We start from the raw sequence: 13,374 nt of genomic DNA on the forward strand, positions 1-13,374 counted from the left end.
GCCGCGGCCAATATGTCGGCCTTGGTGCGGCGTTCCGGTTTGACCATCAGGCGTCGGGCGACACCGGTTCAGTTGGCATTCGCGGCCACGCCCGCCGACTTGCGGGGGCGCCGGCGGCGGCGCCGTGCGCTGTGTGCGCCGTCGCCGGAGTTCGCTGTCGCGGTGGCGGCGGCGGGAGCCGCTGAGGTCCCCGCCTCGCCGTTGGTGGCACCGGCGGCAGCCCCGGTTGCCGGGTGGCCTGTCGCCGACTTGCCTCCCCGGGTGCGCTGCCGCTGGCGGCTGCTCTTGCGCGGCCGCGACTCGGATTGGTCGCTGCCCCGGGCGCCCGAGCCGGTGCGTTTGGCCTGCGATTTACGCGGCGATCCGACCGTGCCGCGGGCCTCGGTCGGAATGTCGAGCTCGGTGTACAAGTGCGGTGAGCTGGAGTAGGTTTCGGCCGGATCCGGGCAGCCCAGACCGAGCGCCTTATCGATCATTGTCCAGCGGGCCAGCTCGTCCCAGTCGACCAACGTGACCGCGACCCCGGTTTTGCCCGCGCGGCCGGTGCGGCCAATCCGGTGAACGTAGGCCTGTTCGTCCTCGGGGATCTGATAGTTGATGACGTGGGTGACGTCGTCGACGTCGATTCCGCGGGCCGCCACGTCGGTGGCGACCAGGACGTCGATCCCGCCGCTGCGGAACGCTTTGAGCGCTTTCTCCCGGGCGATTTGGCCCAAGTCGCCGTGCACGGCGCCGACGGCGAAACCGCGTTCGGCAAGGTCGTCGGCGACCTTCTGGGCGGTGCGCTTGGTCCGGGTGAAGATCATCGTGGCACCGCGTCCACGGACCTGCAGCACCCTGCTGACCAGCTCGACCTTGTCCAACGCGTGGGCGCGATAAACGTACTGCTTGGTGAGGTCGTGCACCGCCGAAGAATGCGGCGCCTCGGCCCGAATGTGAGTGGGCTGGTTCATGAACGTGCGGGCCAGCGTGATGATCGGATCCGGCATCGTCGCCGAGAACAGCATCGACTGCCGCTCGTCGGGGATCTGGCGCAAAATCCGTTCGATATCGGGCAAGAAGCCGAGGTCGAGCATTTCGTCCGCCTCGTCGAGCACCAGCACCGACAGGCCGCCCAGCTGCAGGTGGCCCTGCTGGGCCAGGTCGAGCAGCCGGCCGGGGGTACCCACCACCACGTCGGCGCCGGCGCGCAGCGCCTCGACCTGCGGCTCGTAGGGCCGGCCGCCATAGATGGACACCACCGACAGCCGTCGCTCGTCGTCAGTGATCAGGTGCTTGGCGGCGGTGGCCAAGTCACCGGAGACCTGCAGGCACAGCTCGCGGGTGGGCACCACGATCAGCGCCCGCGGGATGCCGTTGAGCGGGCGTTGGGCGCCGGAGGTGCTGATCCGCTGCAGCAGCGGCACCCCGAATGCCAGGGTTTTGCCCATTCCGGTGCGGGCCTGGCCGATCAGGTCGTCGCCGGCGAGTGCGAGCGGCAGCGTTAGCTCTTGGATGGCAAAGGGATGCTCTATGCCGTCCTCGGTCAGTGCCTGCACTATTTCCGCGCGGACGCCGATCTCGGCAAAGGTGGATTCGGATGTGGTTCGAGTGGGTGTGATGAGTGGGGTCATGCGTGAGACGCGATGCCTTTCGGTGTCGTATTCGGTTGGTCAATCGTTGCGGTCACGCGCGCACCAGTTGACTGTCGAATACGTTGCCGATTCGCGGGCCCTGCGCTCACTAGGCGGGGCCAACTGCGTGCACGCTCATTTCGCCGGTAGCGGCGGCAAGGATCTACTGCCAATACCTGCATAGATCATAGCTTGTGGGCTGCCGGGGCCCGGGATTGCGGTGGGAAGCCGGGCGCAGCGGGTCGCCACCAACACACATAGGCTGTTGCCATGACTTCGCTTTCGGGCGCAGACCAGCTGCCCGATCCGCCCCCGGCACGGGTGTCGGCGGATCATCCCGGCGTCAACGAATTGTTCGCGGTATTGGCCTACGGCGAGGTCGCGGCCTTCTACCGGCTGACCGAAGAAGCCCGGATGGCGCCAGATCTGCGCGGGCGAATTTCGATGGCCAGCATGGCCGCAGCCGAGATGGGTCATTACGAGCTGTTGCACGACGCGCTGGAACGCCGGGGTGTCGATGTCGTCTCGGCGATCTCCAGATACGCTTCCGCGCTCGACGGCTACCACCGACTGACCACGCCCAGCACCTGGCTGGAGGCGCTCGTCAAGACCTATGTCGGTGATTCCCTGGCCGCCGATTTCTACCTGCAGATTGCCGACACGTTGCCCGACGAGGCCGCCGACGTCGTACGCGCGACGATGTCGGAGACCGGACACTCCCAGTTCGTCGTCGCCGAGGTGCGGGCCGCGGTGACCAAGAGCGCCAGACAGCGCAGCCGGCTGGCGCTGTGGTCACGACGGCTGCTCGGCGAAGCGATCACGCAGGCCCAGTACGTGCTGGCCGAGCATGATGAGTTGGTCGACCTGGTGGTGTCGAGGACCGACGGCCTGACGCAGCTGTCCGAGATCTTCGACCGGCTTCAGCGCACGCACGACGACCGAATGCGTGAACTGGGTCTGGCCTAACGGCTGCAGGTCGCGATCATCGCGTTACTGGTCGACATCGCCACGGGCTGACCCGCGCCGTCGGCGATCGAGCAGTTGAGATGACCGGTCAGACTCGTCGCGACGACGGACCTGATCTGCGCACCCGGGTTCATCACCACTGTTCGCGACCACGGCAGCGACACATTGAAGTCGGTCTGGGGAGCTCCCTGAGCGTCGGTGTAGACGACGGTGACCAGGTCGAGCAGTCCTTTGGTCCCGGTCACCCGGTAGACGAAGGTGCGGGCGGCCACATCCGGCGGCACGGACGGCGCAGCCGCCTGCGGCGGGATCGCGGTCGGCGTGTTGGTGGGACTCGCGGTGGGTGATGGGCTGGGTGTTTTCGGCGGCGGTGCCACGGTGGTCACGGTTTCGGGAGCGAGCGGCGGAGCGCTCAGCCGTGGTGTGGTCACGCTGCGCGACGGCGGCACCACGGTCGCCGACGTCGAGGTGCTGTCGCCGCCGTTCACGATCACGACCGTGGCGATCAGCGCGAGCACGAAGACGATGCCGGCGATCGCCGCGATCGGGCGCCAGCGCTGATCCATGGGCGCGAACTCATCGCCGTCGGCGTAGTAGTCGTCGGCGGTGATGTCATCTGGGTAGTCCTGGATATCGCTATCCAAGTAATTCATGGTGCTGATGTTGCAGATGTTATCGATGCGGGCAGGCCAAGTGACGTGACGTGTGGGCGTGTCAGGTCACGATTTGCCAACGGCGCCGAGTCCAAGCGCACAGGGAATGCTTGGTGCCGACCGGCTTTCAGCACCGGGCATGGTTCGACCGCCGCTTCTTTTCGCGCCCGGGCGCGCATCGTCGTCGCACGGCGCACTAGCCTGCTTGCAGAACGATTTCCAATGATCACCGGGAGAGAACGGGAAGGGGCCGACGTGGAGGTCAAGATCGGTATCACGGACAGCCCGCGCGAGTTGGTATTCAGCAGTGCGCAAACGCAAAACGAAGTCGAAGAACTCGTCGCCAGCGCGCTTGGCAAGGAGTCCAACCTGCTGAGCCTGACCGACGAGAAGGGCCGTCGCTTCCTGGTTCACGCCGCCAAGATCGCCTACGTCGAAATCGGCGTCGCGGACGCTCGCCGGGTCGGTTTCGGACTGGGCAGCAGCGCGGCTAGGAACGGGTGAGCGGCACGTGTGACAGTCCGCCCCAAGCGAACTGCACGGTGCCGTCCACGGCGTCGTCTTTCGAAATCGGCCGATCGGTGTCCAACCAGTACCGGGCGCAGTCGACGCTAAGGGCGACCAGGGCCACCGCGATCATCCGGGCGCGGTGCGGGTCCAACGCGGAATCGGCGCTGATCAGGTCGAAAACCGCATCGGCGCAGGCTTCGGTGGCCACCCTTACTTGCGCGGCGACCTGAGGCTCGGTGACGTAGTCGTTATCGAAGATCAGCCGGTAGCCCTGCCCGTCGTGTTCGATGAAGTCGAAAAATGCCTGCACCGCTGAACGCAGCCGTTGGCGGTTGTCGGTCGTGGTGCGCAGCGCCTGCCGCACGCCAGACACCAGATTCTCGACGTGTCGAGCCAAGACAGCCAGGTACAACTCGAGCTTACTTGAAAAGTGTTGGTAGAGAACAGGTTTGCTGACTCCGGCGCGCTCGGCTATCTCGTCCATGCCGGCGGCGTGATAGCCACGGTCGACAAAAATCTCGCTGGCCGCGATGAGCAATTGGCCGCGGCGCTCGTCACGGGGCAGCCGGTTGCCGCGCCGAGTGGGGGTGCTGGACGTCTTCGCTTGCCGATTGCTGCCGCCCAGCTTGACCGCACCCCCTCCGGCGGCGTTGGCGAGATCGCTCATCAAGTCCTCAATCTGGTCGTCCTGAACTGTCCCAGCGCCGGTGTAGCGATGCGCGGCTAATCGCAACGACACTACTACCCACTGGCTTTAGCGGCCGTCATCCGTGCCCCGAATGTCGCCAGATCAGCGTCGCACCGTCGCCCGCGGGCGCGCCTAGAGTCCCAGCTAACGGCGGTTGTGCCATCCTGAGGAAATGACCTACGACCCGGATCGACGTGGAGGGACCCGGGTACCGGTTCTCCGCGACGACTGGCGAGAACCGCTGCGCGCCCAGCGGGACCCACTGGAATGGGGTTCGGGGCGGCCCCGGGCGAATCGGGATAGCAGCCGGTGGCGCAAGCAGAGCTTGCTGGGACGCTTTGTGTCGACGTACGGCTGGCGCGCCTACGCGCTGCCGGTGCTGATGGCCGTCACCGCGGTGGTGATCTACCAGACTGTGACGGGGACCAGCGTGCCTGCGCCGGCATCGGGGGATCCCATCCAGGGTCCGCCGAAGATCGGGGCGGTGGGAACGTCGATCATCGACGCACCGCCGCGCGGCCTGACTCAGTTCGACGCCAACCTGCCCACCGGGATGCTGCCCAACGGCGGTCCATTCACCGAAGGCGGCAACAAGACCTGGCACATCGTCGCTGGTGGTACACCCCAGATCGGCCAGGGCACGGCCAAAGTCTTCAAGTACACCGTCGAAGTCGAAAACGGACTCGACCCCACCGCGTTCGGCGGCGACGACGCGTTCGCGGCGATGGTCGACCAGACCTTGGCCAACCCCAAGAGCTGGACTCACAACGCGCAGTTCGCGTTCCTCAGGATCGACGGCGCTGACAGAAGCAAGCCGGACTTCCGGATCTCGCTGACCTCCCCGATGACGGTTCGGGACGGCTGCGGCTACGAATTTCCGTTGGAGACGTCGTGCTACAACCCGTCCTACGCAGCTGGAGAACCGCGAGCCTTCATCAACGAGGCGCGGTGGGTGCGCGGCGCGGTGCCCTTTGAGGGCGACGTCGGTTCGTACCGGCAGTATGTGATCAACCACGAGGCCGGCCACGCCATCGGGTATCTGCGCCATGAGCCCTGCGATCAGCAGGGCGGTTTGGCGCCGATCATGATGCAGCAGACCTTCTCCACCGCCAACAACGACGCCTCGAAGTTTGACCCGGAATGGGTCAAGGCCGACGGCAAGACCTGCCGGTTCAATCCCTGGCCCTACCCGATCGCCTGATCGCACTCCAGGCGGGACGCGTTGCCAGCCGTTTGCCGTTGGCCGCGGTAACTGCTGTGATGAAAAGAGACAACAGCCTTGCGCGAAGTTGGAGATTTCGTTGTCTGGACCACACAAGTCGCTGCCACCGTTGGTCGAGCCGGCTGCCGAGCTGACCCGCGACGAGGTCGCCCGCTACAGCCGTCATCTGATCATTCCGGACTTCGGTGTCGACGGGCAGAAGCGGCTGAAGAACGCCCGGGTGCTGGTGATCGGCGCCGGCGGGCTTGGCGCACCGGCACTGCTTTACCTGGCGGCGGCGGGCGTTGGCACGATCGGGATCGTCGACTTCGACGTCGTTGACGAATCCAATTTGCAACGCCAGATCATCCACGGCGTGTCCGATGTCGGCCGATCCAAAGCACAGTCCGCCCGCGACTCGATCGCGGAGCTCAACCCGCTGGTCGAAGTTCGCCTGCACGAGGAACGGCTGGAACGGCACAACGCTGTCAACCTCTTCGAGCAATACGACCTGATCCTCGACGGCACCGACAACTTCGCCACCAGGTATCTGGTCAACGATGCTGCGGTGCTGACGCATAAGCCCTATGTATGGGGCTCGATCTATCGGTTCGAAGGCCAGGTCTCGGTGTTTTGGGACGATGCCCCCGATGGGCGCGGCCTCAACTATCGCGACTTGTACCCCGAAGCACCCCCGCCGGGCATGGTGCCGTCCTGCGCCGAGGGCGGTGTGCTGGGCATCCTGTGCGCATCGATCGCGTCGGTGATGGGCACCGAGGCGATCAAGCTGATCACCGGAATCGGCGAGCCGCTGCTAGGCCGGTTGATGGTGTATGACGCGTTGGAGATGAGTTATCGGACCATCACAGTCCGCAAGGATCCATCCGCGCCGAAGATCACCGAGCTCGTCGACTACGAGCAGTTCTGCGGAGTGGCGTCCGACGAGACTGCGCAGGCGGCCGCCGGCTCCACGATCACCCCGCGCGAGCTGAAGGAGCTGCTGGATTCCGACAAAAAGGTGGCCCTCATCGACGTGCGTGAGCCGGTGGAGTGGGACATCAACCACATCGACGGCGCCCAGCTGATCCCGATGTCGTCGATCAATTCCGGCGAAGGGCTGGCCAAGCTGCCGCTAGACCGGATGCCCGTGCTGTATTGCAAAACAGGTGTGCGCTCAGCCGAGGCCCTGTCCGTCCTGAAGAAAGCTGGGTTTGCCGACGCGGTACACCTGCAGGGCGGGATCGTGGCGTGGGCCAAACAGATGCAGCCCGACATGGTGATGTACTGAAATTTGGCCGTCGTCGCCTCAACGTGTCTAGTCCCGACAGTTCGCTGGCCCCGATTAGGCTAATTGCGTGACTACCGAGCCGCCGCCCGAGCACGTGTTGGCGGCGTTCGGTTTGAGCGGTGTACGGCCCATACCGCTGGGCGCCAGCTGGGAAGGTGGCTGGCGGTGCGGCGAAGTGGTCCTCTCGATGGTTGCCGACAACGCCCGGGCGGCCTGGTCCGCGCGAGTGCGGGAGACGCTGTTCGTCGACGGCGTGCGGTTAGCTCGGCCGGTCCGGTCGACCGATGGGCGCTACGTGGTTTCCGGCTGGCGAGCCGACACTTTTGTGGCCGGTCAACCCGAGCCCCGGCACGACGAAGTGGTATCGGCGGCGGTGCGGCTGCACGAGGCCACCGGCAAGCTGGAACGTCCCCGATTTCTCACCCAGGGGCCCACGGCGGCGCCCTGGGCCGATGTCGACGTCTTCATCGCCGCAGACCGCGCCGCATGGGAAGAACGGCCGCTGCAGTCGATTCCGGCCACGGCGCGGGCGGCCTCACCAAACGCGGACGGGCAGCGGTCGGTCGAACTGATCACCCAACTTGCTGGGCTGCGGCGGCCAACCAAAAGCCCTAACCAGCTGGTAGACGGCGATCTCTACGGCACCGTGCTGTTCGCCGGCGCTGCCGCGCCTGGGATCACCGACATCACGCCGTACTGGCGGCCGGCGTCGTGGGCGGCGGGCGTCGTCGTCGTCGACGCGTTGTCCTGGGGCGAGGCCGACGAAGGGCTCATCGAACGCTGGAACGCCTTGCCGGAATGGCCGCAGATGTTGTTGCGCGCGTTGATGTTTCGCCTCGCAGTCCATGCGCTGCATCCGCGCTCGACGGCGGCTGCCTTCCCGGGTCTGGCCCGCACCGCCGCCCTGGTGCGTCTGATCCTCTAGAACTTGTGACGGACCTCGTCCAGCGCGACCCTGCCGTCGACGGCCAGAACTCCCTCAGCCCGAAGCAGTTCCAGCTGCCGGGTGGTCAGATGACGCGCGGGTCGGCCGGACGCCGTTATCACCCGATGCCAGGGCAGGTCCGAGGAGTCGGTGCGCATGATCCACCCGACAATGCGCGGACTGGAAAGCTTTGCGGCAGCGGCAATGTCACCGTAGGTAGCGACTCGGCCTGCCGGTATCGACGCAACCAGCCCACGCACCCGCTCGACCTGCTCGTCGGTCACTTGCGCCACGATCAGCGCATCCGCTCTCGGATCAACGCGGCGACCTCGGCCGGCCTGGACTCCGCCACCATGTGATTGCAGTCGAACTCGATGAACTGAAACCCGCCGCCCAATCGGTCGTGCAGGCCGGCGATCAGCTCGTCGGTGACGTACGGCGGCGACGTGCGCGCGGCCCGCACGAGCGTTGTGCTAATTCCGTTGGGCGGCAATACTATTTCGCGGGCCAATTCACTCCAATAGGACATCATCGCGGGCATGCACACTCGCCAACCGTATCGCCCGCCGGGCAGCGCGACGAGGTGATCCTCGACTTCGGCGTCCAGCACGGCCGGGTCCACGTCTGCCCAGGAGCCGGCGGCCTTCTCAGCTCGGGCTTCCGCGACGTCGGGGTAGTCAGGCGAGGCCAGCATGGCGTCTGCGATCTCACGCATCCACGCCCCGTCCAAACCGATCGCCGGATCCAACAGCACCAGGGCGGCCACCCGGTCGGGATATGCAGCGGCCAGGTGCAGCGCAACCGCGCTGCCGAACGAATGCGCGACCACTACCACCGGGCCGTCAGCGTGGTGCTCAAGGAGCGCGGCCAGCGCGGCGACGTTGGCATCGAGGGTCCATGGTGCCGCCCACGACGACCTGCCGTGCCCAATCAAATCGGGTGCCGCAACGGCGATCTCGGTCAGGTGTTGAGTCGCCAGCGGCTGCCAGCGTTTCCCGTGGCCGGTCAGCCCGTGAATTGCCAGCAGTCGCGCGGGACCGGACGGGCCGTAGCGGTGCACGTGCAGTCGGGTCACGCGTAGATGGTGCCAGAGCCGGCGGTGCCGTTTGGCCGGTTCCTCAGCGGGCCGCCGCGCGGCCCGCATCGTCGCCGGCCGGCTGACTTGTCGGACCCTCGTGGTGTCATGCCGCTATGTCTTACCGCTGGGGCCCCGAGGCGCGCGCCGTGCTGGATCCCGGTCTGCGCGGCGTGGTGCGAGTGCTGGGCGGCCCGGGAACCGGTAAGAGCCGCCTGTTGATCGAGGCAGCGGCGGCGCGCATCGCCGCTGGTGCCGATCCGGAATCGGTGCTGTTGCTAACGGGTTCGGGCCGGATCGGCGTGCGCGCTCGAAGTGCGTTGACGACGACCTTGTTGCGCTCGCAGCGGGCGGGCGATCGCGCCCCGGCGGTGATCCGGGAACCGCTGGTGCGCAGCGTGCACAGCTATGCGTTCGCGGTGCTGCGGCTGGCGGCACAGCGCGCCGGCGGTCCACCACCTCGATTGGTCACCTCGGCTGAACAAGACGCGATCATCGGCGAGTTGCTCGCCGGCGAGATCGAGGATGGCCCCGATGCGACGACGGCGTGGCCGGCCGAGTTGCGGGCCGCGCTGGGTACAGCGGGGTTCGCGGCCGAACTTCGTGAGCTGCTAACCCGTTGCGCCGAACGCGGTGTGGAACCTGCGCAGCTGCAGCGGCTGGGCCGGCTGTGCGGACGTCCGGAATGGGCGGCGGCAGGCCAGTTCGCGCACCGCTACGAGCAAGTGATGCTGTTGCGCGCCGCCGTCGGGACGGCTGCCCCGCAGGCAACGACGCCGGCAGTCGGGGCCGCCGAGCTGGTTGGAGCCGCTCTCGAGGCGTTCGCGGTCGACCCGGAGTTGCTGGCCGCCGAACGCGCCCGGATCGGCGTTCTGCTGGTTGACGATGCGCAGCAACTCGACCCGCAAGCGGCGCTGCTGGTGCGGGTGCTGGCCGCCGGCGCTGAGTTGACGCTGCTCGCCGGTGATCCCGCTCAGGCGGTATTCGGCTTCCGTGGCGCCGAGCCGGCGGCCTTGCTGGGCGACGAGACGCCGTCGGTGACGCTGACGACTTCACACCGTTGCGCCCCGGCAGTGGCGCGGGCCATCTCAAGCATCGCCGGCCGACTGGCCAGTGGCTGCGAAATCGAGGGCACCGGAGACGATTCCGGGTCAGTGTCGGTGCGACTGGCCGCGTCAGCGGGCGCGGAGGCGGCGCTGATCGCCGATTCCTTGCGGCGCGCGCACCTCGTCGACGGGGTGCCCTGGTCGCAGATGGCCGTCATCGTCCGGTCGGTTCCGCGCGCAGCCGCAGGGTTGTCGCACGCGTTGGCCCGAGCCGGTGTTCCAGTCGCCGCGCCGACGGTCTCGGGATCGCTGGCTGAGCAGCCGGCTGCACACGCGCTGTTGACAGTGCTGGCCGCCGCCGCTGACAAGCTGGACGGCGAGCGAGCGCTGACGCTGCTGACCGGGCCGATCGGGCGGGTCGACCCGGTTTCGCTGCGCCAGCTGCGACGTGCGCTGCGCCGCAACGAAATAGACAGGCCGCCAAGAGAATTCGCCGACCTGGTGGTGGACGCCCTCAATGAGGGGAAATTCTCGCGGCTGACACCAACCCAGGCCCGCCCACTGCGACGGGTCCGCGCGGTGCTGGAAGCCGCTACGCGCTGTCACCGGCGCGGCGAAGACCCGCGCTACATCCTCTGGGCGGCGTGGCATCGCTCCGGCCTACAACGACGCTTGCTGGCGGCGAGCCAACGCAGCGGATCTTCCGGCGTCCAGGCCGGCCGAGACCTCGACGCGGTGACGGCGCTGTTCGACGCTACTGACCAATATCTGTCGCACACAGCCGGCGCTTCGCTGCCCGGCCTGATCGACCACCTGAGCACACAGCGAGTGCCCGCGGCCGGTGCCGAATCCACCGCCGCGGCTGAGCAGGTCACCGTGCTCAGCGCCCACGCCGCACTGGGCCACGAGTGGGACCTGGTGGTCATCGCCGGCCTTCAGGAAGGGTTGTGGCCCAACACGATTCCGCGTGGCGGCGTGCTCGGCACCCAGCGGCTATTGGACGTCCTGGACGGTGTCGCCGAGAACACCTCGATGCGGGCACCGCTGCTGGCCGAAGAACGGCGGCTGCTGGTGGCGGCGATGGGCCGGGCGCGAAACCGGCTACTGGTGACGGCCATCGACGGGGAGGCCGGAGACGCAAGCGACGGCGGTGAGGCGGCCTTGCCGTCGCCGTTCTTCGCCGAGATCGCGCAATGGGACACCGGCAGCCCCGTACTTCAGCCGCTTACGGCGCCGCGTGTGCTGTCAACGGCCGCGGTGGTGGGCCGGCTGCGCGGGGTGGTGTGCGCGCCGCGGGGGGCGGTGAGTGAAACGGTGCGTGCTTGCGCGGCAACGCAATTGGCGCGGTTGGCCGCAGCAGGCGTTCCGGGTGCCGACCCGGCCGGGTGGTACGGCATGACGCCGCTGAGCAGCACCGAACCATTGTGGAGTGGGGATGACCACGTGGTGACGCTGACTCCGTCGAGCCTGCAGACGCTGAGCGATTGTCCGCTGCGCTGGCTGGCCGAACGCCACGGCGGAACCGACGCCCGCGACCTGCGCTCCACGATCGGTTCGGTGCTGCACGCGCTGATCGCCGAACCGGTAGGCAGCGAGTCGCAGCTGCTGGCCGCCCTGGAGCGGGCCTGGCAGCATCTGCCATTCGAATCCCGTTGGTATTCAGACAATGAGCTGGCCCGGCATCGCGCGATGATTCAGGCGTTCCTAGCATGGCGGAGCCAGACCCGTAGCGAGCTGACCGAGGTGGGCGTCGAGGTCGACGTCGACGGGGTGCTCGACGGCAGTGGTAACGCCAGCGTGCGGCTGCGTGGCCGGGTCGATCGGATCGAACGCGACGCGGCCGGCCGGTTGGTCATCGTCGACGTCAAGACCGGCAAGACACCAGTCAGCAAGGACGACGCGCAACGGCATGCCCAGCTGGCGGCCTACCAGCTGGCGGTGGCCGAGGGTCTGGTGGCCCACAGCGACGAGCCGGGCGGCGCGCGACTGGTCTACCCGGGCAGGACCGGGCCGGGCGGCGCGACCGAGCGCGAGCAGGACCCGTTGACCCCCGATTCGCGCGTCGAGTGGCGCAACCTCGTCCAAGAGGCGGCCGAGGCGACGGCCGGGCCGCAGTTCATCGCCCGGATCAACGACGGCTGCGCGCACTGCCCACTGCGGCCGAGCTGCCCCGCCCACGTGGGCGCCGAGGGAGCGATATGACGACATCAGTTGCAGCCCGCTACAGCCCTGCCGAATTGGCATGTGCCTTAGGCCTTTTCGAGCCGACGGCCGAGCAGGCGGCAGTTATCGCTTCGCCGCCCGGACCACTGGTGGTCATCGCAGGGGCCGGTGCCGGGAAAACCGAGACAATGGCGGCGCGGGTGGTGTGGTTGGTCGCCAACGGTTACGCCGAGCCCGGCCAGGTGCTGGGCCTGACCTTCACCCGCAAAGCCGCCGGGCAGTTGCTACGACGGGTCCGGTCAAGGCTGGCTCGGCTGGGCGGCACCGGGTTGACGATCGGCAGCCAGCCGGGCCCGCCACCGGGTGAGCCCGCGGGCACGCCGGTTGTCAGCACCTACCACGCCTTCGCCGGCCAGCTGCTGCGCGAATACGGCCTGCTGTCCCCGGACGCGGGCGGCCGCGTGCAGCCCGTCGAGCCCGACACCCGGCTGCTCAGCGAGACCGAACTGTGGCAGCTAGCGTTCGATGTCGTCAACGGATATCCCGGGGACCTATCCACCGACAAGAGTCCGGCCGCGGTCACCTCGACGGTGCTGCGGCTGTCGGGTCAACTCGCCGAACACCTGGTCGACACCGATCAGCTGCGCGATACCCACGTCGAGCTCGAACGGTTGGTGCACACCCTGCCTGCGGGCCGCTACCAACGGGATCGCGGGCCCAGCCAGTGGCTGCTGCGGCTGCTGGCCACCCAGGCCGAGCGCGCCGAGCTGGTGCCGCTCATCGATGCGCTGCACCGGCGGATGCGGGCCGACAAGGTGATGGACTTCGGCATGCAGATGGCCTACGCCGCGCGGCTGGCGGCGTCCGTCCCGCAGATCGGTGAGCAACTGCGCGGTCGCTACCGGGTCGTGCTGCTCGACGAATACCAAGACACCGGATACGCCCAGCGAATCCTGTTGTCGTCGCTGTTCGGCGGGGGACTCGACGATGACTTGGCGTTGACCGCGGTCGGCGACCCGATCCAGTCGATCTATGGGTGGCGGGGCGCCTCGGCGACCAACCTGCCCCGGTTCACCACCGACTTCCCGCGACCCGACGGCAGCCCGGCGCCGGTGCTCGAGCTGCGCACCAGCTGGCGCAACCCGCCGCGGGCGCTGCACGTGGCCAACGCCGTGTCGGCGGACGCGCGGCGACGATCGGTGGCGGTGCGCGCGCTTCGCTCTCGCCCCGACGCCGCACCCGGCAC

At 67.8% G+C, this 13,374-nt stretch carries 12 protein-coding genes; 7 read left to right on the forward strand and 5 right to left on the reverse strand.

All coding sequences use genetic code 11. From position 1 onward, the window contains the following. Nucleotides 1–68: 68 nt before the first annotated feature. Nucleotides 69–1,613 (reverse strand): DEAD/DEAH box helicase, encoded by a 1,545-nt coding sequence (locus WBF82_RS21155; protein ID WP_424384888.1) that lies wholly within the window; start codon nucleotides 1,611–1,613, stop codon nucleotides 69–71. A 270-nt stretch (nucleotides 1,614–1,883) separates the two neighbouring features. On the opposite strand from WBF82_RS21155, the gene WBF82_RS21160 reads away from it, so the two are divergent. Continuing rightward, nucleotides 1,884–2,579, forward strand: coding sequence for a ferritin-like fold-containing protein (locus WBF82_RS21160; protein ID WP_424384889.1), 696 nt, complete (start codon nucleotides 1,884–1,886; stop codon nucleotides 2,577–2,579). Here WBF82_RS21160 and WBF82_RS21165 read toward each other — a convergent pair. Then, nucleotides 2,576–3,232 carry an MmpS family transport accessory protein gene (locus WBF82_RS21165; RefSeq protein ID WP_424384890.1) on the reverse strand — a complete coding sequence of 219 codons (657 nt, stop codon included), beginning with the start codon at nucleotides 3,230–3,232 and terminating at the stop codon, nucleotides 2,576–2,578. The genes WBF82_RS21160 and WBF82_RS21165 overlap by 4 nt on opposite strands. A gap of 255 nt (nucleotides 3,233–3,487) precedes the next feature. On the opposite strand from WBF82_RS21165, the gene WBF82_RS21170 reads away from it, so the two are divergent. Next, nucleotides 3,488–3,736, forward strand: coding sequence for a DUF3107 domain-containing protein (locus tag WBF82_RS21170; RefSeq protein WP_424078728.1), 249 nt, complete (start codon nucleotides 3,488–3,490; stop codon nucleotides 3,734–3,736). Here WBF82_RS21170 and WBF82_RS21175 read toward each other — a convergent pair. Then, nucleotides 3,723–4,409 (reverse strand): TetR/AcrR family transcriptional regulator, encoded by a 687-nt coding sequence (locus tag WBF82_RS21175; protein ID WP_424384898.1) that lies wholly within the window; start codon nucleotides 4,407–4,409, stop codon nucleotides 3,723–3,725. The genes WBF82_RS21170 and WBF82_RS21175 overlap by 14 nt on opposite strands. 193 nt (nucleotides 4,410–4,602) lie before the next feature. On the opposite strand from WBF82_RS21175, the gene WBF82_RS21180 reads away from it, so the two are divergent. The 3 genes from WBF82_RS21180 to WBF82_RS21190 all read left to right on the forward strand — a co-directional run bounded on the left by WBF82_RS21180 (nucleotide 4,603) and on the right by WBF82_RS21190 (nucleotide 7,844). Next, nucleotides 4,603–5,631, forward strand: a complete 1,029-nt coding sequence (locus tag WBF82_RS21180; RefSeq protein WP_424384891.1) for a DUF3152 domain-containing protein — start codon at nucleotides 4,603–4,605, stop codon at nucleotides 5,629–5,631. 100 nt (nucleotides 5,632–5,731) lie between these two features. After that, complete coding sequence (moeZ, locus tag WBF82_RS21185) at nucleotides 5,732–6,919, forward strand: adenylyltransferase/sulfurtransferase MoeZ (protein WP_424384892.1); 1,188 nt, start codon at nucleotides 5,732–5,734, stop codon at nucleotides 6,917–6,919. Nucleotides 6,920–6,986: 67 nt separating this feature from the next. After that, nucleotides 6,987–7,844 (forward strand): TIGR02569 family protein, encoded by an 858-nt coding sequence (locus WBF82_RS21190; RefSeq protein ID WP_424384893.1) that lies wholly within the window; start codon nucleotides 6,987–6,989, stop codon nucleotides 7,842–7,844. On the opposite strand, the gene WBF82_RS21195 is transcribed toward WBF82_RS21190, so the two are convergent. Beyond that, entirely contained in the window at nucleotides 7,841–8,137 is a 297-nt protein-coding gene (locus WBF82_RS21195; protein WP_424384894.1) for an MGMT family protein, read from the reverse strand. The genes WBF82_RS21190 and WBF82_RS21195 overlap by 4 nt on opposite strands. A 2-nt stretch (nucleotides 8,138–8,139) precedes the next feature. Then, nucleotides 8,140–8,919: an alpha/beta fold hydrolase gene (locus WBF82_RS21200; RefSeq protein WP_424384895.1), complete on the reverse strand. Its 780-nt coding sequence runs from the start codon at nucleotides 8,917–8,919 to the stop codon at nucleotides 8,140–8,142. Between the two features lie 116 nt (nucleotides 8,920–9,035). Between WBF82_RS21200 and WBF82_RS21205 the strand changes: the two genes are divergently transcribed. Both WBF82_RS21205 and WBF82_RS21210 read left to right on the forward strand, forming a co-directional pair. Then, a complete protein-coding gene (locus WBF82_RS21205; protein WP_424384896.1) occupies nucleotides 9,036–12,167 on the forward strand; it encodes a PD-(D/E)XK nuclease family protein in 3,132 nt (1,043 codons plus the stop codon). Then, a partial coding sequence (locus WBF82_RS21210; protein WP_424384897.1) for a UvrD-helicase domain-containing protein occupies nucleotides 12,164–13,374 on the forward strand: 1,211 nt, incomplete at its 3' end. The genes WBF82_RS21205 and WBF82_RS21210, both read left to right, overlap by 4 nt.

Origin of the sequence: Mycobacterium sp., assembly GCF_049673265.1 — a bacterium.
GTDB lineage: Bacteria > Actinomycetota > Actinomycetes > Mycobacteriales > Mycobacteriaceae > Mycobacterium.